The following is a 20,073-nucleotide window of genomic DNA, read 5'->3' as shown; positions in this document are numbered from 1 at the left end:
CGGGCCGGTCGGGCGCCCGAGGACCCGGTCGGACGCGGTGGCCGGCGACAAGGCGTACTCGTCCCGCAAGAACCGCACTCACCTGCGCAAACGCAACGTCAAGGCGGTCATCCCGGAGAAGAAGGACCAGGCCGCCAACCGGAAGAAGAAGGGCCGACGAGGCGGCCGGCCCCTCACCCACGACGCCGAACTCTACAAAGAGCGCAACACGGTTGAACGGTGCATCAACCGGTTACGGAACTGGCGAGGCATCGCCACCCGCTACGACAAGACCCCCACCAGCTACGAAGCTGGCCTGCACCTCTGCGGCACGATGCTCTGGCTCCGCAGCATCACTCCGCACTCATGATCCGAATTCCAGACAGAACCTAGCTCGTCGCTCCCCGACCGGGAGCCGATCCGGCGCTCTCGTCAGTGTTCAGCGACGGCCGGTCAGCCGCAACGGATGTCCGGGGTGCTGAGGGTGTAGGTCACCCCGCTGCGGACCAGCGAGCCGCTCAGGTGGATGCACTCATTGGTCGCGTCGAACCAGGTGTAGAGGGGCCCGGCGTAGTAGTGGTAGTTGACCGGGTGCTCCGGCGGCGGGTCGGCGGCGTAGTCGCCGCTCTCGTCGTGGAGGTACAGCTTGATGTTCGAAGCCAGGCCGTCGTAGGGGCTGGACCAGAACTTCGCGCAGTTCCGTTTGGTCGAGGAATTCCAGTAGGTGCGGGCGTAACCGCCCCCGTTGCTACCGGACGGGCTTTTGGCCCAGTAGGTTTTGCCGTCCCAGCTGCCGCTGCACTCGCTGGCTGCGGTGCCGGTGGCCGCCTCGGCCGGTGCCGCCTGCGCGGTGGGGGCGGCGACCAGACCGAGCAGCAGCGCCATGACGCCGACGCCCAGCAGCTGTGTTTCCCGTAGACGCTTCATCCGCAACTCCTGTGGTGAGATGTCGCCGATCGGTGCATGACAGGTCCTGCTCTGAATGCTCCGCTTGTCGCGGGGGTGGCGTCCGGCTTTTCACGAAATCTCCGCCGCATTGCCTTCCCGGCCCGCTGGACCGGCAACACGCACTACGCGCCCCACTGCGGCACTCCACCGCAGGGCAACGGTGACGCTGCCGCGGACCATTCGCCGGGAGCACGACACGATGTTCCGCGCCCAGTCAGGGGCCCCGACTGCGGGTGATCCAGTGAGCATTCGCCAACTTGAATTCGCAGGTCAAAAAGCTGGTGTGATCGGTCCTCGGGGTACTCATGCTGGTTACAGGCGGGAGTCCAAGGACAAAGTCATCCGTCAGCGGTTGACCTCGAGGTTCGTCAGGACGAGCAGAGCGCGCAGGAGTCTGGTGGCGCACTCGTCCGCCTCTTGACGTAGGACACCGCCTTGGCGGCGGCGGGCCAGGAGCGTCGTGCCGGCAACGACGCATCCGACGGCCAGGACCTTGCCGGCCCCGCCGTAGGGGGAACCAGTCGTTGTCGGCTGTGCCTCCGCGCAGGGTCAGCCACAAGAGCAGCCCGATCCCGCTCACAGTGAGGACCAGTCCTCCGGTCAGCCTGAGCCCGGCCCACCAGGAGGCTTCTCCGGCGAGCGGGGGGCCGGTGTCCTGGCCTCGCTCGCGGTCACTCAGCTTGTGTCCTCTCCTACGACCACGATCTTCAACGAAGAAGACGAGGCCCACCGAGGAGGGGTTCCACGCCATGACGAGTGTCGGGGCACCGCTCTTTCAGCCGCGGTCGGCTGCCTGCTTCCTGGCCCACGCAGTGGCGTCAGCTCCGTATCGAGCCAAGAGGCGTGCGAACTGGATCCGCTCCTCCGGTGACCAGGTTGCGGTGATCTCCTCGAACGCTTGGCGCTGTTCGGCGGCGAAGCGGTTGCGTTCGGCCTCGCCATGTTCGGTGAGTTCGAGCACGGTGCGGCGTCCGTCGGACTGGGACGCCGTCCGGCGCAGCAGGCCGTCCTCGATGCAGGCGGCGACGGTCCGGCTTGCCGCCGGCTGGGCGACGCCCATCTCGTCAGCAAGGCGACCGACGGTCGTCTCGCCCGGCGCATCGGCGATCACATTGAGTACGAGGTTGCGGGACAGATCCTTGCTCGATGCCGGTGCACGGCGGCGCAACCGTGACAGCGCCGGGCCGATCTGATCCAGCGCCTGGTCGCCGGGAGACTGTTCGAAGAAGGATGCGCTGCTCATGCGACCGAGTCTAGGCCCGGCCCGCACATTTGCATACCGCTAGGTAATTGCATAGCGTTGGGTATGTAAATCATGGACTAGCGAGGAAACGGGGCCGACCGCTATGGCGCTCACCGCGATCACAGGCGCGCAGATCTTCGACGGGGAGAAGGCGACAGGCGTGCGAACCGTGGTCATCGACGGCGGGCGGATCGCCCGTGTCGGTGGCGACGCTCCTGCGGGCAGCGAGATCGTCGACGGCAGCGGCGCTACGCTGCTGCCGGGGCTCATCGACGCCCATGTTCACTCCGCCCCGGGTTCCCTGGCGCTCGCCCTGAGATTCGGGGTGACGACCGAACTGGAGATGCAGGGGATGAACACCCGGGAGAACCGGGGGTCCATCGCCGCCGACGACACCCTAGCTGACGTGCGCTCTTCGGGCTTCGCCATCACACCGCCCGGTGGCCACCCGAGTGAGCTGATGCCCGAAGGCTTCCGGCCGAAGTGGGATCTCCCCCCGGTGATGCCCCTGATGCCGTTCTCCACCACGCCAGGGGAAGCGGCCGCCTTCGTGCCCCAGCTCCTCGCCCGCGGCTCCGACTTCATCAAGTTCATGATCGACGACGGCAGCGTGGAGGGGCATCCCGGGCTGCCCTCGCTCGACCAGGCCACCGTGAACGCCGGTGTCGCCGAAGCCAAGAAGTACGGCGCCCTCACCGTGGCCCACGCGCTGACCGCGGAGGCCACCAGGATGGCCGCCGAAGCCGGCATCGACGGCGTCACCCACGTGTTCATGGACCAGCCGCACACCGCCGAGATCATCAGCATCGTCAAAGACGCGGACATGTTCGTCATTCCCTGCATCACCCTCGATGCATCGATGATGGGGATCACCGGGAGCGAGCTCGCCGACGACCCCCGAGTCGCCGCACGCCTCGACAGCGAGTGGGACAGGACCCTGCGCTCCAGCTACAACCGCTACCCGCAGGGCAAGCTCGCCGACGTGTACGCCACCGTGCACGCCCTGGACGCCACCGTGCACGCCCTGGACGCCGCCGGCGTCGACGTGCTGGCCGGCACCGACGCCTCCATGCCCGAACCATTCTTCGGGGGCCTGGCACACGGAGCGAGCCTGCACCACGAACTGCAATACCTGGTGGCCGCCGGCCTCACTCCCGAACGGGCCCTGCGTGCAGCCACTGCCACCACAGCCCGCCGCTTCCACCTCGGCGACCGGGGCCGCATCGCCGAGGGGCTCCGCGCCGACCTCCTGCTGGTCGACGGAGACCCGACCCACAACATCAGCGACACTCTCAACACCCGCGCCGTCTGGCGCCGCGGCACCCGCCTCGCGGCATGACCGCACCACTTCCCCTCGGGGGAAGGAGTCAACTGTCCGGTTCTTGCTCGCCTCGGTACATCGACCTTCCACGAAGTCAACCGCTGACAGGCGATCTTCTCCGCGGACTCCCGCCCACGACCAGCACGAGTACCCCGATATCCGAGCACACCAGCCCTTTGACCTGCGAATTCGAGTTGGTGGAGGCTCAGTCGAGGCCACTTTCGTGTGCGTCACCGATTGGCGCGGTGGGCGGTCGGACGTCGTGGCCGGGTTGATGGCTGTCTGGGGGTATGAACACGGTGGCGAGTCCGGCTCGTGCGAGGGTGAGCTGGGGCGATGTCGGCGGTGACGTAGCGTGCCGCGGGAGTGAAGCCGGTCTCTCTGCGGGCGTGCAGGACGGCCTGCCCGCAGGCGGTGGTCGGCGTCAGGACGACACGGCTGTGCGATGCGAGCGCGGTGGTGGTGCCGACCGTGCCCCGACCGCCGCGACGGCGCTCTCGGCCTTCTGTTGCGGCACCCTTGATCCCACGATGGCAGCGCGCCGAGCAATGGACCAATGAGCCACAGGCGCCGCCCGCGTCAAGGGAGAATGTGTAGGCGTGATTACTATTCATCTGAGGTACGAGATCGACGCCGACAAGCTTGAGGACTTCGAGGAGTACGGCCGGCGCTGGGTTGGGCTCGTCAACCGTTTCGGCGGGAGGCACCACGGCTACTTCCTGCCGAGTGAGAGCGACAGCGACATCGCCTACGCCCTCTTCTCGTTTCCCAGTCTCGCCGCGTACGAGCAGTACCGCACGGACAGCATGTCCGACCCGGAGTGTCAGGAAGCGTTCGCGCTGGCTCGTCACACCCGCTGCATCAAGCGGTACGAGCGTCGTTTCCTTCGGCCGCTCGACGGCTTGTCCTAGCCTCGGTGCGTGCGGAAGTCGGTGGCCGACCTGCTCGGAGCGGCTCGGGAAGTCGGTGGACTCGCCTGCCTCGGCCGGCGAGTCCACTGTGCCCTGACCGTACCTACCGAGCCCTCGCGCGGGTTCGGCCGCTTCCAGCCCTGCAAGGAGCGCGGTGATTTTCGAGGGCGGCAGTGGGAAGGAGCCGGCGATGTCATCGGCCGCGGCGACGCCCGAGGCTTCAAGCGCCCGACGTCGTCGATGCCAATGGCCAGGAAGCCCTGCCGATCCTGGTGCAGCCACGCCACCGATCCCTGGCCGCGGTCGGTGAAGGGCCGACGTGCGGGCCGAGCCGGACACCGGGGGCCGTGGTTGAGCCCTTTCCCGTAGCTCACATGGCTTCGGGACCGTGCGTCGCCCCTCACTCGTAGTCGTATGTCATACCGATACCGAGGGTGCTCTGAGTCGGGAGGAGTCCGGCGCCGACGATGTCGAGTACCGGTGGTACGAGCAGTTCGGACAGCCGGGCTGTCTCATCGGATGTGAGCGCGTTCCAGGGGGCGGCGGCGAGCTCGTCGATGAGCATCTCGGTCGCGGTACGGACCCGGAGCCCCTCGTCGGTCGTCCTGCCGTCTGCTTCCACCAGACCTCGGACGGTGAGCCGTTCGCGCGCGGCGGCCCACTCCTCGTCAGCCCACTGCCTGCTGCCGGACACCTCCTGCGGCGCGGCGCCGACGGCGGCGTGCGAGACCAGGGATTCGGGCCGGTGCCGTGGGCCCGGAGCGCGGCGATGTGGCCGTCGCCCCGGTGCTCGTGAAGGATGGTGGCGGCATACCAGAGCACCATGTGCGGCTCGCCGGGCCAGGGCAGGGCGGCGTTGGCGGCAGCCATGGGGCGGGCGGCCTGCCGTGTCCGTCGCCCCTGCTGCAGTGTCCGCAACATCCGCATACCATCACGGAGATCTGCGCCGGGCCGTCCTCGCCGCCGCACTGGAGGTCATCCGCAGCGACGGCGTCGCCGCAGTCAGCCTCCGCGACCTCGCCCGCCGCGCGGAGGTCTCGCACGCCGCTCCCGCCCACCACTTCAGGGACAAGGCGGGTCTGCTGATCGCGATCGCCACCGAGGGTTTCGAATCGCTGGCCACCACCCTGGCCACGGTGCCGACCGACACCGCGCACCGGCTGCGCGATATGGGGGCGCAGTACGTCGAGTTCGCCCTCGGCCACGCAGCCCACTTCGAGGGGTGGCTGCACGGCCTTCAAGGGTTCCGTGAAGGACTTGCGGAACACCGGCCCTGCGAAAGGAATGATCGGCGACAGCAGCTTCGCCTTGAACGAGCTGGGATGCCGCTCGAGTTCGACGTCGACGCGTGTGCCGACGTCTGCAGGCGACATCTGGAAGCTCCACCCACCCGACCCGAAGGGCGTGGAGTCGTGCGTCGTCACGGTGACCCTGTTCTGCGCCGGATCCCATTCATAGCGTGCGTGCTCCCACGACTTGTCATTGCCCTCGGTGACCTCAGCCCAGGTGTCGCCTCGTTCGTGCACCTCGAAGTGCTCGGCGTCGATCGAAGGCCACGGCTCGACGCGCGAAGGGCTGAAGTCGGTCAGTACCCCCATTACCTCGGAGGGGGACATCGAGGAGTTCAGATGAAAGTGCAGGGATGGCATGGCCTGCTCCTCGGTCCGAGAAAGCGGAACCGTTGAGACTCACCAACCAGCATGCGCCCCGAACCGTACCCGCGCGCCGTCAGGTGCTTGCTCCAGCAAGCGATCTCTCCGGGAGTGGACGCACGTGGGAACAGGGCCACGTGCGCCACAGCCTTCTCCTCGGCCCGCGGAACCGCTCTGCTGAACCGGTCTCGGGAGTCCCGCCGTTCGTCGTCCGCGACAGAAAGCCGATGGTGGCGGCGCCCAACGTGAAGCCCCCTGTCGTCGGCGAGGGCGGGAGCATCACTGAAGAAGGTGGTGCAGAGTCCGCCACTCTGGGGTCGGTGGTCGCCCGGTGACGTCTCCTTGTCCGGGGCTCTTGGCCGTGGCGCCTGGCATCGGCCCGCGGAACGTGGTCCGCTGAACCGGCGGTCGCGGCTGCCTCACTCGGCGTCGATCGACCGCCGCTCGGTGCCGCGCTCGCAGGCGGCCTGTGTCAGCGCGCTCCGGGTACTGGCCTTGGCGAGGTGCCGAGCAAGCAGTCCCCGGCCTCCGTGCGCCACGAGTACCGCGTCGACCGAGGAGCAGCATGACCGACCAACACCGCCGGGCACCGGACGCCGCCGTCGTCGGTGCGGGGCTGGCCGGCCCGGCGTGCGCACTGGGCCTGTGCCGCGCCGGATGGCGGGTGGCTTCGCTGGAGGCGTCGGACGGCGTGGGCGGCCGGATGCGCACGGACCGGCGACACGGACTTCTGCTGGACCGTGGATTCCAGGTGTTCAACACCTCGTATCCGCAGGTGAAGAGACGTTTGGACCTGAAAAGCCCGCATCTGCGGCCGTTCACTGCGGGCATCGTCGCACACACCGAACGGCCCGGTGCGGCTCGCCGACCCGACGAGGGAGCCCGGTTTGGCGGGGACTCTGCTGCCGGGGCGGGGCTTCTCGGCACGCGACCTGACCGCGCTGGCGGCACACACCGCTCGGGACGCCGTTCTGCCCGCTTCCGCCGCCAGAAGGCGCGGGGACGGCACCACCCGGGCGGCCCTGGCCCGGGCGGGAGTGTCGGACGCCGTCATCGCCGGCATCCTGCGGCCGTTCCTGTCCGGCGTGTTCCTGGAGGACCGGCTGGAAACCTCCGCGCGCTTCATCCACCTGGTCTGGCGCAGCATGGTGCGAGGGTCCCTGTGCCTGCCTGCGCAGGGCATCGGCGCCGTGCCGGCCCAGCTCGCAGGACCGAAGCAGTGACCGACAGGACCGTCTCGCCGGATGTGTACCCAGGAGTGAAGCGTGAGACCGAGCGCTGCCCGTGTCCCGGTGGCCGGTGCCACCGGAGTGTTCGGCGGTGCGACCACCGCCGAACCGGCCGACCGCGGTGCGCGTGTGGCCCTCGCCGGACGCGACCCGAGCCGTCTCTCCCGGGCCGCACGGACGCATCCGGGCGCCGTGACCGCTCGCTGCGACGCCGACGGTCCCGAGTCGGGCGCACGTGCCGTGCGTGACACGCTGGCTGCCCCGGAGGGGCTGGAAGGCTTCGTGGCCGCGTTCGGATCGGTGGCCTTCGGCGCGGCGGAGGAGGCCGGCGACGAAGGCGCGGAGCACCTGATGCCGGTCGGCCACCTCGCGCCCGCGGCGTTCTGCCATGCCGCGCACGGCATCCTGCGCACCGGGCCGGCGATCGCCGCCGTCACCGGAGTGATGGCCGAGCCGCCGCAGCCCCGGATGACCGGCCACAGCGTCTCCAGGGCCGCGCGTTGAGCGCCTGGCTGGACGCCGTACGCCGCGAAGCGCGCGGCGGCGGTGCGGCGGTGCTTGAGGTCCGGCCTGGCCATCTCGGCAGCGGCCTCGCCCAGCGTCCGGTAGCGGGCACGGCGCCGCCGCCCTCCGGAGGCGGCGACCCGCGTGAGGTGGCCGGTGCCGGCGCGGACGCGCCGACGGCGGACTCCGATCTGCTGCGCACCCGCCCGGACGGAACGCCCGTCGTCGAACGGCGAGCACGGTGACCCCCCGCCCCACTGTCGAAAGATGCGACGTGGTCGTCGTCGGGGGCGGTGCGGCCGGTCTCAGCCTCGCGCACCGGCTGACGGAGACCGGCGTCGCCACCGTGACCGTGATCGAGCCGCCGGACGGCCCGCTGCGCCCTGCGGAGCGGACCTGGTGCTACTGGGACACGGGCGTCGACGGTCTCGACGAGGTCGTCAGCGCCTCCTGGTCCGTGCTGCGCGTGCACGGCGCCGACGGCCGTCCGGTCACCGTCGAACCGGTCCCGTTCACCTACCGCATGGTGCGCTCCACCGACTTCGAACGTCTGGTCCACGGCCGCCTGGCCCGTTCGGACGGCGGTCGTGTCCTGCGCGCCACGGCGGAATCGGTGCGCGACGTCCCAGGAGGCGCGGAGGTCCGGTGCACGCTGCCAGGGGACTGGTCGTTGACGCTGCGCGCCCGACGTGTGTTCGACTCGCGACCGCTGCCCGTCCTGCCGCCGGCGCGTACGCGGTTGCTGCAGCACTTCCGCGGCTGGTTCCTGCGCACCGGCACCGACCGCTTCGATCCCGCGATCGCTGATCTGATGGACTTCCGGGTCCCCCAGCCGGCCCACGGGCTCGCCTTCGGCTACGTCCTGCCGCTGGCGCCGGACCGGGCGCTCGTGGAGTACACCGAGTTCTCCGGCAAGGCGCTGCCCACCGAGGCGTACGAGGGGGCACTCGGTCACTACTGCCACGACGTCCTCGGGCTCGGCGCGCTCACGGTGGAGCGGACGGAGCAGGGAGCCATCCCCATGACCGACGCCCGCTTTCCGCGGCGTGCCGGGGCCGCCGTGTTCCGTATCGGGACCGCGGGCGGCGCCACCCGCCCTTCCACCGGCTACACCTTCGCGGCGGTGCAACGGCAGAGCGGCGCCATCGCCGCCGCCCTGCGCGACGGACACGGGACCGTCCCGGCACCCCACAGGCGACGGGCGCTGGCCATGGACGCCGTCCTGCTGCGTGCTCTGGACACCGGGCGCATCGACGGCCCGGACTTCTTCACCGACCTGTTCCGCCGAGTCCCGGCCGAGCGACTTCTGCGCTTCCTCGACGGCACGACCTCGCTTCGGGAGGAGTGGGGGATCGGGCTCCGCGCCCCTGTCCGGCCGATGCTCTCCACGGCAGCCGAACTGGCCTTCCTGCCGCGCCGCTCCCCGCCCATCGCCCGAATCGGAGGAAGCCACCGATGACCCACCTGCGCGACCGCGACCTGACCCGCGCCTTCGACCACGCCTCCCGCACCTACGACAGCCTCACCTCCCTCAACCCCGGCTACCGCACCGACCTCCTGCGCTCGGCCCGCCGTCTCGAACTCCCCGACGACGGAGCCGGTCTGCACCTTCTCGATCTGGGATGCGGCACCGGCGCCTCCACCCGGGCCCTGCTCAGGGCCTCACCCCGGGCCCGGATCACCGCCGTGGACGCTTCCGCGGGCATGCTGCGCCGGGCACTGGCCAAGCCGTGGCCCGCACGCGTGCGCTTCCTCCATCTGAACGCGGAGGAACTCGCGACGGCCGGCGAAGACCCCTTCGACGCCGTCTTCGCCGCCTACCTGTTCCGGAACGTCACCGACCCGGACGCGGCCCTGAAGACCGTTCGGACACTCCTGCGGCCGGGCGGACGCTTCGCCGCCCACGAGTACAGCCTCAGTGGATCTCGGGTGCACCGGGCGCTGTGGACGGCTGTGTGCCACGGGCTCGTCATCCCCGCGGGCACGTTCACCGGCGACCGTGCCCTGTACCGCCATCTGTGGCACAGCGTCATCGACTTCGACCTCGCCCCCGAATTCGCGGCCCGGCTGACGCGAGCCGGTCTGACCCGGGTGCGGGTCGCCCCCGTCGCCGGATGGCAGACGGGCATCGTGCACACCTTCCTCGCCCGCAACGGCGGCTCGACCACGACAAGGGAGCGCGCACTGTGACCGTCCGCCGCACCACTGCCGCCCGACGAGGCCGCGACCGCAAGGCCGAGATCCTGTTCCCCGCACCCGGCGCGGAACGATTCCGACGGGGTGAGGAGCCGTCCGTCGCGGTGGTCGGCGGGGGAATCGCCGGTCTGGCCGCGGCCACCCTGCTGGCCGAACGCGGTGCCCGCGTGATCCTGTACGAGAAGGAAGGCTCACTCGGCGGCAGGCTCTCCGGCCGGCGGACCACGCTGGTGGACGGCACCACCGTGACCATGAGCCGCGGGTTCCACGCCTTCTTCCGCCAGTACTACAACCTTCGCGGCCTGCTCCGCCGGACCGACCCCGCCCTGGAACGACTCACTCCGCTGCCCGACTACCCCCTGCGGCACAGCGGTGGCCTGACCGACAGCTTCGCCCGCGTCCCCAGGACCCCTCCTCTCAGCGCCCTCGGATTCGTCGCCCTCAGCCCCACCTTCGGTTGGCGGGACCTCGCCGCCATGGACGCCCGGGCCGCACTCCCGCTCCTCGACGTGCGCGTGCCCGAGGTCTACGAACGCTTCGACGACGTCACCGCCACCGCATTCCTGGAAAGCGTCCGCTTCCCGGAAGCCGCGCACCATCTGGCCTTCGAGGTGTTCTCGCGCAGCTTCTTCGCCGATCCGCGCGAACTGTCCGCCGCCGAACTGCTGCTGATGTTCCACATCTACTTCCTCGGATCGGCCGAGGGCCTGCTCTTCGACGCACCGGGCGAGCCCTTCCCCCAGGCACTGTGGGAGCCGCTCGGCGCCTACCTTCAGCGCCTCGGAGTGGACGTGCGCACCGGCACGCCCGTGCACGAGATCCTTCCCCGCGATGGCGGAGGAGCCGACGTGCGCACCGACGCCGGTACCGGTCGGCACCACGGCGTGGTGCTCGCCCTCGACACCGGAGGGTTGCGGCAGACCGTCGCCGCTTCCCCCGGCCTGGGCACCTCCGGCTGGCGTGAGGGCATCGCCGCCCTGCGCACCGCACCGCCCTTCCTCGTCTCCCGGCTCTGGCTCGACCGGCCGGTCCGCGCCGACCGGCCGGGATTCCTCGGCACCAGCGGCTACGGCGGGCTGGACAACATCAGCACCCTGGACAGGTACGAGGGCGAGGCCGCCCGGTGGGCCGCTCGTACCGGGGGCTCCGTCGTGGAACTGCACGCCTACGCCGTGGACCCGGCGGCGGAACCGAAGAAGGTGCAGGACATGGTCGTCGACCGGCTGCACCAGGTGTACCCGGAGACCGGCGAGGCGCGCGTCGTCGACGCCCGGCACGAGTGGCGTTCGGACTGCCCGCTCTTCGAGGTCGGCTCACACCGCCGGCGTCCCACCGTGGGCACCCCCCACTCGTGGCTGGCCCTGGCCGGTGACGCGATCCGCTGCGACCTGCCCGTCGCCCTCATGGAACGAGCCGCCACCACCGGCTTCCTGGCCGCGAACACCCTGCTCGCCGACTGGGGCGTACGGGGACAAGTGCTGTGGACGGTCCCGAGATCGGGCCGTTCCCCCCTGCTCAGGGCGCTCGGGGCCGTCGCGGGACGCCGCCCCTCGCCCTGACCGGAGCCCGCTCGGGAGCCGCGGCGGGGGCGACCACCGGTGCCCGCTCGGCCGGGGGACCGCCCGGTGCTGCGCAGCGTCCAGCGCCGTTCGGCGCAGGCCAGGTCGTCGCGCCGCAGACGCCCGGCCGTACGGCGCATCAGCGGGCGCAGCACGGGGGCCGCGGCCCGCGCGAGAGCGAAGCCGGGCCGGTCCGAGGCGGCGACGGTCGCCTCGGCCACGGCGGCGCGCGGACGTTCGTGGTGCAGCCCGGTCAGCGGCGTCGCATGCGTCTCCACCACGGACGTGGTGCCCTCGCCGCCGGTGAGGCGCATGACGACCGTGCGCGGCTCCGACGCGGTGAACCGGGCGCACCGGGACGACGAGCCGTCCGGCCACCCGGACGGAGACATCGGCGACGAAGGCGTCGTCCTCGTCGTCCTGCGGCTCGAGCACCACCGACAGGTCGGCGGACGAGTACGGGGGGAACCATGCCCCCCGCGGCAGGACCTACTTCCTGGCCACCCCTCCGCTGCCACTCGAACGCCGCTCGGCCGTGCCTCGCTGGCGGCCGGGTCCAGTCGGCAGGCGAGGCGAGGCGAGGCGACGCGCATGGGGTTCGCGCGCAGGCCCGGGCGGACGAGTTCGGCGTGGGTGCGCGGGACACCGTAGGTCCCGCGGGAGGCGATGTGGACCACGGTGATCCCGTGCGCGAGCGGGTGCCGGCGGCCTGCCTGGCGCGACAGGCGCGAAACTGCCTAGTAGCCGCGTACTGCCGCCAGACATTCGTCGTAGAGGTCCATCATGTCGCTCTCGCCGTCATTGCCGACCCACGTCATTGACGCGGCATCAAGGCACCCGAACGCCGTTGCGATCACCGCGCGGGCCCTCGGGTCCCCACTGCCGACGGCAGCGCCCATACGCGCCTCGACGAGCGGCAGCAGGTCCTCCTGGAACCGCAGTCGCTTTTCGAGCCAGCCGGCGCGCAGCGACGGGGTGTTGTGCAAGAGGCGGAACCGCTCCAGGGCCTGTTCGTGGCTGTCGTGCAGGGCCGACACGGCGGCACCCCCTGCGCGCAGGGCGTCCCAGGCACCGGCTTCGTCGGGCTGTTCGCTGATCGTGTTCGTCAGGACCTGCCCGAACCGGTGCTGGTCGCCGCCCAGAAGGTCCTCCTTGGTGCCGAAGTAGCGGAACAGAGTGCGCTGGGAGACGCCGGCCTCTCGGGCGATCTGGGCGATGGTCACGGGGGCGTCGGCCGGAACCTCGGGCGGCTTGCGACGGCGGACCGTGCGGTCAGGCCCCGCCCCCGCTGCGGCCGTGTGTCCATCGCCCGGCCAGGGCCTCGTCGACGAACCCGGTCAGCTCGGTGAGCCGGGAGCGTTCGGTGGCGTGAAGGTTCTGGGCGTCGATGGTGGAGCGCAGCCGGGTAAGCGCGGCGCCGATGGCCGGGTGCTGGTCGGGTGTGCTGCGCCAGGCGAGTTCGCGCAGCAGCATCGCGATGCGGGTCAGGACGGCGGGCTCGGAGGCGCCGTAGCGCAGGGGCTGCGCCACCGCCAGTTCCAGCAGGTCCCGTAGGTCCGGGCGGTGCAGCACCACTCTGACCCGCTGGTGGTCGTCACGCAGCAGCCGGGGGCCCAGGTCACGGCTCGCCAGCTCGCACAGCAGGGCGGAGGTGTAGGACAGGGCGTGTACAGCGGTGGTCGGATCGTTGATCCCCGGGGAGAGCGCTTTCGCGGCGATGTCGGTGAGCTGCCGGAGTCCGAAGGCGACGTCCTGGAGGTCGGTGCGTTCGGGACCGGTCCGCACCGCCTCGGAGACTCGTTCGGCAAGACGCGCCCGGGTGTCGGGGGAGAACGGCTCCCCGGTGCGCGGCCAGGCTGCTCCCATGGGTGTGCCGACGACCAGCGAGCTTCCGGGCTGCCGGTCGATGAGCACGAGCGCGTCGGCTTCGACGGTTGCCTCCAGGAGCGCCGCCTCGTCCACGGAGGTGAGGAAGCCGGAAGCGCCGGCGGTCACGGGGAGCGCGCTGGTGGGCGGTTCCGGTGGTGGAGCAGGAGGGCCCCCGGCGGCGGGGTTCCCACGGGTCGCGTCCCGCCTCTTCGCGAGGAGCCGGTCAATGGTGTGGTCGGCGGCGGAGTGGACGCTGTTCATCATCGTCTCGATGCGGAGTTCGCGGGCCAGGTGCGACAGGAAAACGACCAGCGCCAGCAGACTGGCCAGAGTGAGCAGGAAGGCCACGGTGACCGACACCCGGGGGACGAAACCGGTCTGCCCGTCCTCGCCGGTGCGCACGGTGCGCAGGACGGTCAGGGCGAACGTGAACGTCGTGAGGAAGAGCGCCAGGGTTGTCTGGACGTACCGGTCCGCGGTGAAGGTCCGCAACAGGCGCGGGGAGAACTGGCTGCTGGCCAGTTGCAGCGTCACCACGGTGAGCGAGAAGGTGAGCGCCGTGACCGTGACCAGGGAGCCGGCGATCGCCGCCAGCACCGAGCGCGCGGCGTCCGCGCTGCCACCGAACAGGTAATCCCTCAGCCAGAACGGCACGTCGTGCTCGATCCGCCCGTCCAGCCGGGGCAGCCCCACCCCCGCGACGACCGCGAGCGTGATCCCCAGCGTGGGCAGCGGCCACAGCTGGACCCGGAGCGTGTCACGCATCGGTGCTGGGAATCGGGAACCCCGCCGGGAGCGAGGAGGCTCCCGGCACGGGGAGCCAGAGGGATGACTTCGGTGTCAGCACACGTTCAAGCTACCGGGCATGACAATTGAGGCAAATCGTGAGTCACTGCTGCGGATGAACGGCGCAGAGGTGCAATGGAGTGCATTACCCGCATATCTGGGCTAGTCATACGTGAGGTGGATAGTCAGCTCCTATGGGAGTAATGGGAGTCGTCTCTCGGTACGGGAGCGGGCGGCCGTTGAAGCGGTTCGCCGTGGCTACGTCCGTGCCTCTGATGGTGTTGTCGTTGCTGGTGGGCTGCGGGCGTGACGATCCGCTGAACGAACCCGCCGAGCGGTTCCAGATGGTCGAGGTCGACGACGAGCGTGCCATTCGGCTGTCCGTGACGGAGGTGACCGGCGGTGAGCTGGTCGCCCTGGAACTGAAAGAGCCCGCGTCCGACTCGCCCGTGTGGGAGAGCCGGATCGCGGACCAGGAAGGACTGCTGCACACGGTCCGGCTCGGGGCGACCCGGGGCGAGGTGCTCGAAACGAGTTCCGGCCCGAACATGACGGACTCCGGGCGGCAGCACATGAGGCAGCGTCTTCAGGAGGCTCGAATCCTGCCCGGCGAGGCGGCCCGTGAAGCGGCCGGCACGGGGGAGATCGTCACCGCCGTCCGGCTGGACGGGCGTGACGGCGACCCGGTCTGGAGGGTCAGTGTCCTCGGTGTGGCCGACGAGTCGGCGACGGTGCACGTCGTGGACGCGAGGACCGGCGAGGTCCTGGAACGTCACCCGGCCTGAACCGGTGGGAAACGCGGGTTCTGGCACCGGTGGCACCGGCCGCGCCTTGTGAGCGGTCACCGTGCGTCAGCGGGCAGGGCCTCCTGATCGGTGAGGGCGATGGCCAAGGCTCCGGCAGCGGTGGGGTGCAGGGGGGCGCGGTCGGTCGGCCCCTGTACGTACGGCTGAGCGCTGCACAGGCCGTGCCCGGTGAAGTCCGGCCTCACCGCGGTGAAGCCGGCTGCCTCGGCTCCCTGCCGCAGGGCGGTGTTGAGGGCGGCCAGCCGTGAACGCAGCACCTGCACCTTCTGCCGGGTGAGTCCTTCGTCGCGAAAGCAGCCGACGTCCGGGCCGAAGGGGTCGTAGTACTCGTTGACGAGGACAGCGGGGTGCTGCGGAAGGGCGGCCAGTTGGCGCAGGAGCGTGCGGTAGTCGAGGGCGAACCGGGCGAGTCGGTTCTGGAAGAACGCGGTGGACGCCCGGTCGTCGCACGACGGGGAGGCCACACAGAGTTTGACCAGCTCCGCCCAGCGCACGTCGTTGGCCCCGACACTGACCGTGATGACGGACGCCTCGGTGGCCCGTCGTGCTTGCGCGAGCTGGGGTGGGGCGACCCGGTCGCCGATGATCTGCACGCCGAGGACGCCGTCGCGGATCGTGGCGCCGGAGCAGGCGAGGTTGAGGACACGCCAGTCGTTGGCCCGGGCCATGGCCCGTGGGTAGGAGTCCGCGCTGCGCCGGCATGCCCGGTCGAGTGCGGTGGGCTCGTTCAGGGGCCGGTTCCCGGTGCCGGCGGCGGTGGAGTCGCCCAGGGCCACCGCCCGTACATCACCCAGTGGCGGCCCCTCGGCCCGGGGCACGGGGGACAGAGGGCTGTCGCCGACCAGGTCCTCGAGGGACCGCACGTTCCGCAGTACCTGAGGGGTCGCCGAGGCCATCAGGTAGAAACCGGCGGCGTTGACCGCGGTCACCAGCGCCACTCCACCGGCCAGTACGAGGACGGTCCGGCGCGGTGGCATGCGGCGCAGACCGGTCCAGGCGGCGAGGGGGAGCAGCACCAGCCCGGCGGCCACGGCGGTCTCCCAGGCTCCGTAGCGGAGCCAGCCGGCCGCCAGTTTCCGGCCTACCTCGAGGGTGAGCCGTTCGTGGTCGCCGGAGCTCAGGAGGCGGGCCACCTCGGCGTCCTCCTGGATGTGTGTCAGTTCCAGCCGGGGCCTGATCGGCCCGTCGAAGTGCGGCTTGGTGGGAATGCTCTGGCCGAACAGGTCGAGCCGTCCGGGACCGGACAGGCTCCAGTCCAGCGGCGCGGCGCCGACCCGCACCGTCTGGCCGGCCGTGGACACCGGTTGCAGCGGAGTGATCCGCACGGCCAGCCACATCGCGCCCAGCGCCAGCGTGGAGAACCCGAGAAGGTACGCGGCGGAGACCATGACCCGACGTCGCAGCCCGCGGCCCTTTCGCGGCGTCGGACGCCTCCGCCTCAGGCTCACTGCCACCGCTCCGGCCCTGTCGCGGGGTGAGGAACGCCCGGTGTGGTGCCTGAGGGAGCGTCGAGGGACAGGCGGACGGGAAGCTGCTCGACCGGTCCGCTCGGACATCGACGGGGCAGGAGGAGGCAAGGAGACGTTGGCGGCGTGCGCAGGGCTTCTTGCGATCGACCGTCGCCCGTGGCCACTGCTCCGTTGGCGTCACTCATCCGGTGAGGGGGAGGTCGGTCGCGGCCCGGCGGTGGCTTTGTCGTCGACGTGGGCGGGGCCCGGCGGGGTTGTGCGTGATGGCGTCGTCCCCGACCCGTCCCGTCGTACCCGGGGCGGCGAGACAGCCCACTGTCAGCAAGGGCGCTGCCCGGCGCCACGGCTCCGTCAGCCTTGCGTACATCCTCTGCCACCTCTCCTCCGAAGTCCCGGCGGCACACGGCCACCGCTGACAGCCATGCCACGCACACCGCGGCCTGACGTCACCTTTTGGGCCAGACGGCGGACTCCTCAGAGGAGCGCACATCCGTGAGAGAGACGAACGGTACGCCGCTTCACAAGCCCGACTGCCGCCGGACGTGACCGGCGAACCGGACGCTCACCCAGAGGGGCGCCCTACGCCGCGGGCCGGAAGCAGGCACACTGCGGGCACACGGCGACCCTCGTCGCGCCCCTGCTGGGCTGAAGGCGTCGTCGACCTGGGCGGCCAGAAGGGTGATCGCAGTGGTGACCGCGCCTCCCGGCGTGCGCATGCTGCGTATGCGTTGTTTGCTGGCCTTGGTTCCCAGCCCTGCGGCCTTCGGTATCCGTTGCCACCCTGAAGACCGGCGACTGGGCCCGCCAGTCCATCCGCACAACTGGCGAAACTGACCCGGCACCCGAAGGAGACACCTGTCGTGACCCAGCACCCGGAACAGCAGCCTCCGCCCGGATCATCGGCTTCGCCGGGCCAGGGATCGACATCCCGGTTGTCGGCCGACCACGATTCCGATGGCCCGGACAGTCACGAGGCGTGGCTCGGCCGCAGCCGCCTGGTGCTCAGCCCGATCGCCGCGCCGTCGATCCTGGGCCTGTTCGGCTTCGCTTCCTCGACGTTCATGGTGGCGTCCAACCTGGCCGAGTGGTGGGGCGACCGACTCGTGTCGCCGGTCGTTCTCGCGCCGCTGGTCATCTTCTTCGGTGGCCTGGCGCAGTTGGCCGCCGGCATGTGGGCCTATCGGGCTCGTGATGGCGTGGCTACCGCCATGCACGGCACCTGGGGGGCGTTCTGGCTCGCCTGGGGCATGACGCAACTCATGGTGGCCAACGGCCTGCTACCGCTGGAGACCACGGTGAGCCAGGCGTTCGGCTTCTGGTGGATCGTCCTCGCGGTGACCACCATCTTCGGAGCGCTCGCCTCGCTCGGACAGAACCTGGCCTTGTTCCTCGTCCTCGCACTGCTGGCCGCGGGCTCGGCGCTGCTGGCCGCGGGCATCATCGGCACAACCCACGGTCTGGTGCTGGCCGCGGGCTGGGTTCTGGTCGCCTCCTCCGCAGCCGCCTGGTACACCGCCGGGGCGATGATGCTGGAGCAGTCGTACGGCGGCCGGATCATCCTTCCGCTGGGCCGGTGGAGCCTGCGCGGCAACGTGCCCGGCCACAAGCAGACCCGTCCCATCGAGTACGCCTCCGGCGAGCCCGGCGCCAAGGCCGGCCAGTAATCCGGCGCCCGGCGCCCCTACCGAGTCTCATAGCGGGCGTCGGCCCGACCCGTGCACGCCGTCAGCCACTCACGCTCGGCGACCAGCTCGCCGTGGCACCGGAGGGATGGGTGTGCAAGCGCTCCCACCAGCGTGGCCGGTGCCCTGACGCGCTGATGGGTGCCGTCGGTCAGGGCGACGTGGGCATGCTCGCTCGTACCGGCGACTTTTGCCCTTGCCCACTCGGCGGACGCGCAGGCGCTGGCACAGCCGGGTCCGTGAGCCCGGGCACATGGCCATGAGCCCGGCCGCCAACCGGCGCCCCGAGTGCCGATGTGCCGGGGCGTGTTCAGCCCTCGGCGAGGAGGGCATCCACAGCGGCGTCGAGTTCGGCGGGGTTGGTCATGCCGACGCCGCGGACGGTGCCGTCGGCGGCGACCAGGACGTTCGTCGGTACGCCGCGGATGCCCAGACGGGCCGCGTACTGCCCGCTCTCGTCGAGCAGCACCGTGCCGTCGACGCCCCAGACCTCGGCGAAGTTGCGGGCCTCTTCCGACGCGGCCACGCTCTCCCACACATTGATCAAAACGATGTCCAGCCCGGACCGGGCGGTACGGCGGCGCAGTTCCTCCAGAACGGGCGCCTCCGCGTTGCACGGACCTCACCAACTGGCGAAGAAGTTGATGACGTACTTCCTCTCCGCCCACTCGCGGGTGGTGCGGATGCGACCGGTGTGCAGGTCTGGCAGGGCGAAGTCGGGCAGCGCAAGGCCCTCGGCGGGGTGCGGGGCCTGCGGCTGATGGCTCGGTAGCCAGGGACGATCCACGACGGTGAGGGTGCCGCTGCCGACGTTCGACACGAGCAGCCGACCGGTGGAGGGGTCGGTGGCGCAGTCCCCGGGCCCGTTGGCGACGACGATGCGATGCCGTTCGCTCATGGAGCGGGCGTCGAATGCGCTGACGGTTCCGGCGCCGCGGTTGCACACGAACAGCCACCCGCCGTCGGCGGTGGCGTGGAGGCCGACGGGAGCGCGTTCGGCGGGCAGCCGCCCGAGGAGGGCGCCGGTGTGCAGACCGATGCGGGCGACGGTGCTGTGCAGGGACTCCGCGACGTAGAGGTGCCCGTTGTCCGCGTCGACCACCGCCTTGCACGGCCCCTCGCCGACCGCGATGCGCCTCAGCGGCCGCAGCGTGACTGTGTCGAAGACGGTGACGGATGCGGCCATGAAGTTGACGCAGTACCCGTAGCCCGTGAGGGGGTCGACGGCGATGCTGCCGGCGCCGAGTTCGGCCGCGACCGTTCCGATCACCTCCAGGCGGTCGGCGTCGATCGCGGTGACCGTTCCCGCGGCGGTGTTCCCGCTGAAGACCCGGCGCAGTCCGGGGTGGTGTCCCAGGCCCGCAGGGTAGCTGCCGACCGGGATCCTGGCCAGGCGGGTGCCGGTGGCCGCGTCGAGCACGGTGACGGTGTCGGAGCGTGCGTCGGCTGTGAACAGCCGCTGGGTGGGCTGGTCGAAGATGACGGGGATGGGCTCGCGCCCGACATCGGCCTGCCACACCTTCACGAACCGGTCGAGGTCGACGGCGGCGACCGCGTTGTCGCGCGAGCAGGCGACGAACGCGCGATGGCTGTCCACGTCGACGGCGATTCCTTCCGGTCCGGCGCCGACCGGGATGTGGGCGAGGGCGCGGTGGGACAGGTCGAGTCGGCAGGCTGCTCCCGTAAAGGCTGGCCGTTCGTCCTTTTTCACCCGTTTCGTGTCCCCCGGCGGCCGCGGTCAAAACAGAGGGTCGTTCCCTGGCATGTAGGTGGACCGGGTCACGGATAAGTCTTTCCTCTGGTCCGGCACTTGTCGTAGCAGGGGCGGGAGGGGGACCGTGCGCGGAGGGGAACGCGGACAGGGACCTCGCGCGTTTGCGCTGCCGGTTGCCGCCGCGCGGTGCGTGTTCGCCACCCGG

The 20,073-nt window shown here is 70.8% G+C and carries 16 protein-coding genes and 5 pseudogenes; 12 read left to right on the top strand and 9 right to left on the bottom strand.

The window, feature by feature from the left end:
- On the top strand, positions 1–349 hold a 349-nt coding region (locus ACGFYH_RS32800; RefSeq protein WP_393806803.1), incomplete at its 5' end, for a transposase.
- Between the two features lie 83 nt (positions 350–432).
- On the opposite strand, the gene ACGFYH_RS32795 is transcribed toward ACGFYH_RS32800, so the two are convergent.
- On the bottom strand, positions 433–906 hold the full coding sequence (locus tag ACGFYH_RS32795; protein ID WP_393806802.1) for a hypothetical protein: 474 nt from the start codon (positions 904–906) through the stop codon (positions 433–435).
- A 796-nt stretch (positions 907–1,702) separates the two neighbouring features.
- Complete coding sequence (locus ACGFYH_RS32790; RefSeq protein ID WP_393806801.1) at positions 1,703–2,170, bottom strand: MarR family winged helix-turn-helix transcriptional regulator; 468 nt, start codon at positions 2,168–2,170, stop codon at positions 1,703–1,705.
- A 103-nt stretch (positions 2,171–2,273) separates the two neighbouring features.
- Here ACGFYH_RS32790 and ACGFYH_RS32785 point away from each other — a divergent pair, with 103 nt between their 5' ends.
- Complete coding sequence (locus ACGFYH_RS32785; RefSeq protein ID WP_393806800.1) at positions 2,274–3,509, top strand: amidohydrolase family protein; 1,236 nt, start codon at positions 2,274–2,276, stop codon at positions 3,507–3,509.
- A gap of 581 nt (positions 3,510–4,090) precedes the next feature.
- Complete coding sequence (locus tag ACGFYH_RS32780; protein ID WP_393806799.1) at positions 4,091–4,402, top strand: NIPSNAP family protein; 312 nt, start codon at positions 4,091–4,093, stop codon at positions 4,400–4,402.
- 400 nt (positions 4,403–4,802) lie between these two features.
- Here ACGFYH_RS32780 and ACGFYH_RS32775 read toward each other — a convergent pair.
- Positions 4,803–5,272: pseudogene (locus ACGFYH_RS32775) on the bottom strand (hypothetical protein).
- 38 nt (positions 5,273–5,310) lie between these two features.
- On the opposite strand from ACGFYH_RS32775, the pseudogene ACGFYH_RS32770 reads away from it, so the two are divergent.
- The 7 genes and pseudogenes from ACGFYH_RS32770 to ACGFYH_RS32740 form a co-directional block, all read left to right on the top strand.
- Positions 5,311–5,622, top strand: a pseudogene (locus tag ACGFYH_RS32770) (TetR/AcrR family transcriptional regulator); the annotation flags it as partial.
- A 997-nt stretch (positions 5,623–6,619) separates the two neighbouring features.
- Positions 6,620–7,262 (top strand): annotated as a pseudogene (locus ACGFYH_RS32765) (FAD-dependent oxidoreductase); the annotation flags it as partial.
- Positions 7,263–7,319: 57 nt separating this feature from the next.
- Positions 7,320–7,787, top strand: coding sequence for an SDR family oxidoreductase (locus ACGFYH_RS32760; protein WP_393806798.1), 468 nt, complete (start codon positions 7,320–7,322; stop codon positions 7,785–7,787).
- Positions 7,784–8,032, top strand: a complete 249-nt coding sequence (locus ACGFYH_RS32755; RefSeq protein ID WP_393806797.1) for a hypothetical protein — start codon at positions 7,784–7,786, stop codon at positions 8,030–8,032. The genes ACGFYH_RS32760 and ACGFYH_RS32755 overlap by 4 nt, the downstream gene beginning before the upstream one ends.
- A 29-nt stretch (positions 8,033–8,061) precedes the next feature.
- The gene (locus tag ACGFYH_RS32750) at positions 8,062–9,246 is read left to right on the top strand and encodes a lycopene cyclase family protein (protein ID WP_393806796.1); all 1,185 of its coding nucleotides are present in this window, start codon (positions 8,062–8,064) and stop codon (positions 9,244–9,246) included.
- Positions 9,243–9,977, top strand: a complete 735-nt coding sequence (locus ACGFYH_RS32745; RefSeq protein WP_393806795.1) for a class I SAM-dependent methyltransferase — start codon at positions 9,243–9,245, stop codon at positions 9,975–9,977. Before ACGFYH_RS32750 ends, ACGFYH_RS32745 begins: the two co-directional genes overlap by 4 nt.
- Positions 9,974–11,542, top strand: coding sequence for an FAD-dependent oxidoreductase (locus ACGFYH_RS32740; protein WP_393806794.1), 1,569 nt, complete (start codon positions 9,974–9,976; stop codon positions 11,540–11,542). Before ACGFYH_RS32745 ends, ACGFYH_RS32740 begins: the two co-directional genes overlap by 4 nt.
- Positions 11,543–11,592: 50 nt before the next feature.
- Here the strand turns inward: ACGFYH_RS32740 and ACGFYH_RS32735 are convergent.
- From ACGFYH_RS32735 to ACGFYH_RS32725, 3 genes and pseudogenes are all read right to left on the bottom strand, one after another.
- A pseudogene (locus ACGFYH_RS32735) lies at positions 11,593–12,019 on the bottom strand (DUF5914 domain-containing protein); the annotation flags it as partial.
- A gap of 260 nt (positions 12,020–12,279) precedes the next feature.
- Positions 12,280–12,765 (bottom strand): TetR/AcrR family transcriptional regulator, encoded by a 486-nt coding sequence (locus ACGFYH_RS32730; RefSeq protein ID WP_393806793.1) that lies wholly within the window; start codon positions 12,763–12,765, stop codon positions 12,280–12,282.
- A gap of 49 nt (positions 12,766–12,814) precedes the next feature.
- Complete coding sequence (locus tag ACGFYH_RS32725) at positions 12,815–14,176, bottom strand: DUF2254 domain-containing protein (RefSeq protein WP_393806792.1); 1,362 nt, start codon at positions 14,174–14,176, stop codon at positions 12,815–12,817.
- Between the two features lie 296 nt (positions 14,177–14,472).
- Between ACGFYH_RS32725 and ACGFYH_RS32720 the strand changes: the two genes are divergently transcribed.
- Positions 14,473–14,982 carry a PepSY domain-containing protein gene (locus ACGFYH_RS32720; RefSeq protein WP_393806791.1) on the top strand — a complete coding sequence of 170 codons (510 nt, stop codon included), beginning with the start codon at positions 14,473–14,475 and terminating at the stop codon, positions 14,980–14,982.
- A 56-nt stretch (positions 14,983–15,038) separates the two neighbouring features.
- On the opposite strand, the gene ACGFYH_RS32715 is transcribed toward ACGFYH_RS32720, so the two are convergent.
- Positions 15,039–16,391, bottom strand: a complete 1,353-nt coding sequence (locus ACGFYH_RS32715) for an SGNH/GDSL hydrolase family protein (RefSeq protein WP_393806790.1) — start codon at positions 16,389–16,391, stop codon at positions 15,039–15,041.
- 941 nt (positions 16,392–17,332) lie between these two features.
- Here ACGFYH_RS32715 and ACGFYH_RS32710 point away from each other — a divergent pair.
- Positions 17,333–18,136 (top strand): acetate uptake transporter, encoded by an 804-nt coding sequence (locus ACGFYH_RS32710; RefSeq protein ID WP_393806789.1) that lies wholly within the window; start codon positions 17,333–17,335, stop codon positions 18,134–18,136.
- A 328-nt stretch (positions 18,137–18,464) separates the two neighbouring features.
- Here ACGFYH_RS32710 and ACGFYH_RS32705 read toward each other — a convergent pair.
- Both ACGFYH_RS32705 and ACGFYH_RS32700 read right to left on the bottom strand, forming a co-directional pair.
- Positions 18,465–18,764: pseudogene (locus tag ACGFYH_RS32705) on the bottom strand (TlpA family protein disulfide reductase); the annotation flags it as partial.
- A gap of 12 nt (positions 18,765–18,776) precedes the next feature.
- Positions 18,777–19,751 carry a hypothetical protein gene (locus ACGFYH_RS32700; protein WP_393806788.1) on the bottom strand — a complete coding sequence of 325 codons (975 nt, stop codon included), beginning with the start codon at positions 19,749–19,751 and terminating at the stop codon, positions 18,777–18,779.
- Positions 19,752–20,073: the final 322 nt, after the last annotated feature.

Source organism: Streptomyces sp. NPDC048392, assembly GCF_043200575.1.
In the GTDB taxonomy this organism is placed as follows: Bacteria; Actinomycetota; Actinomycetes; order Streptomycetales; family Streptomycetaceae; genus Streptomyces.
This window is presented reverse-complemented; position numbering and strand designations above follow the sequence as displayed.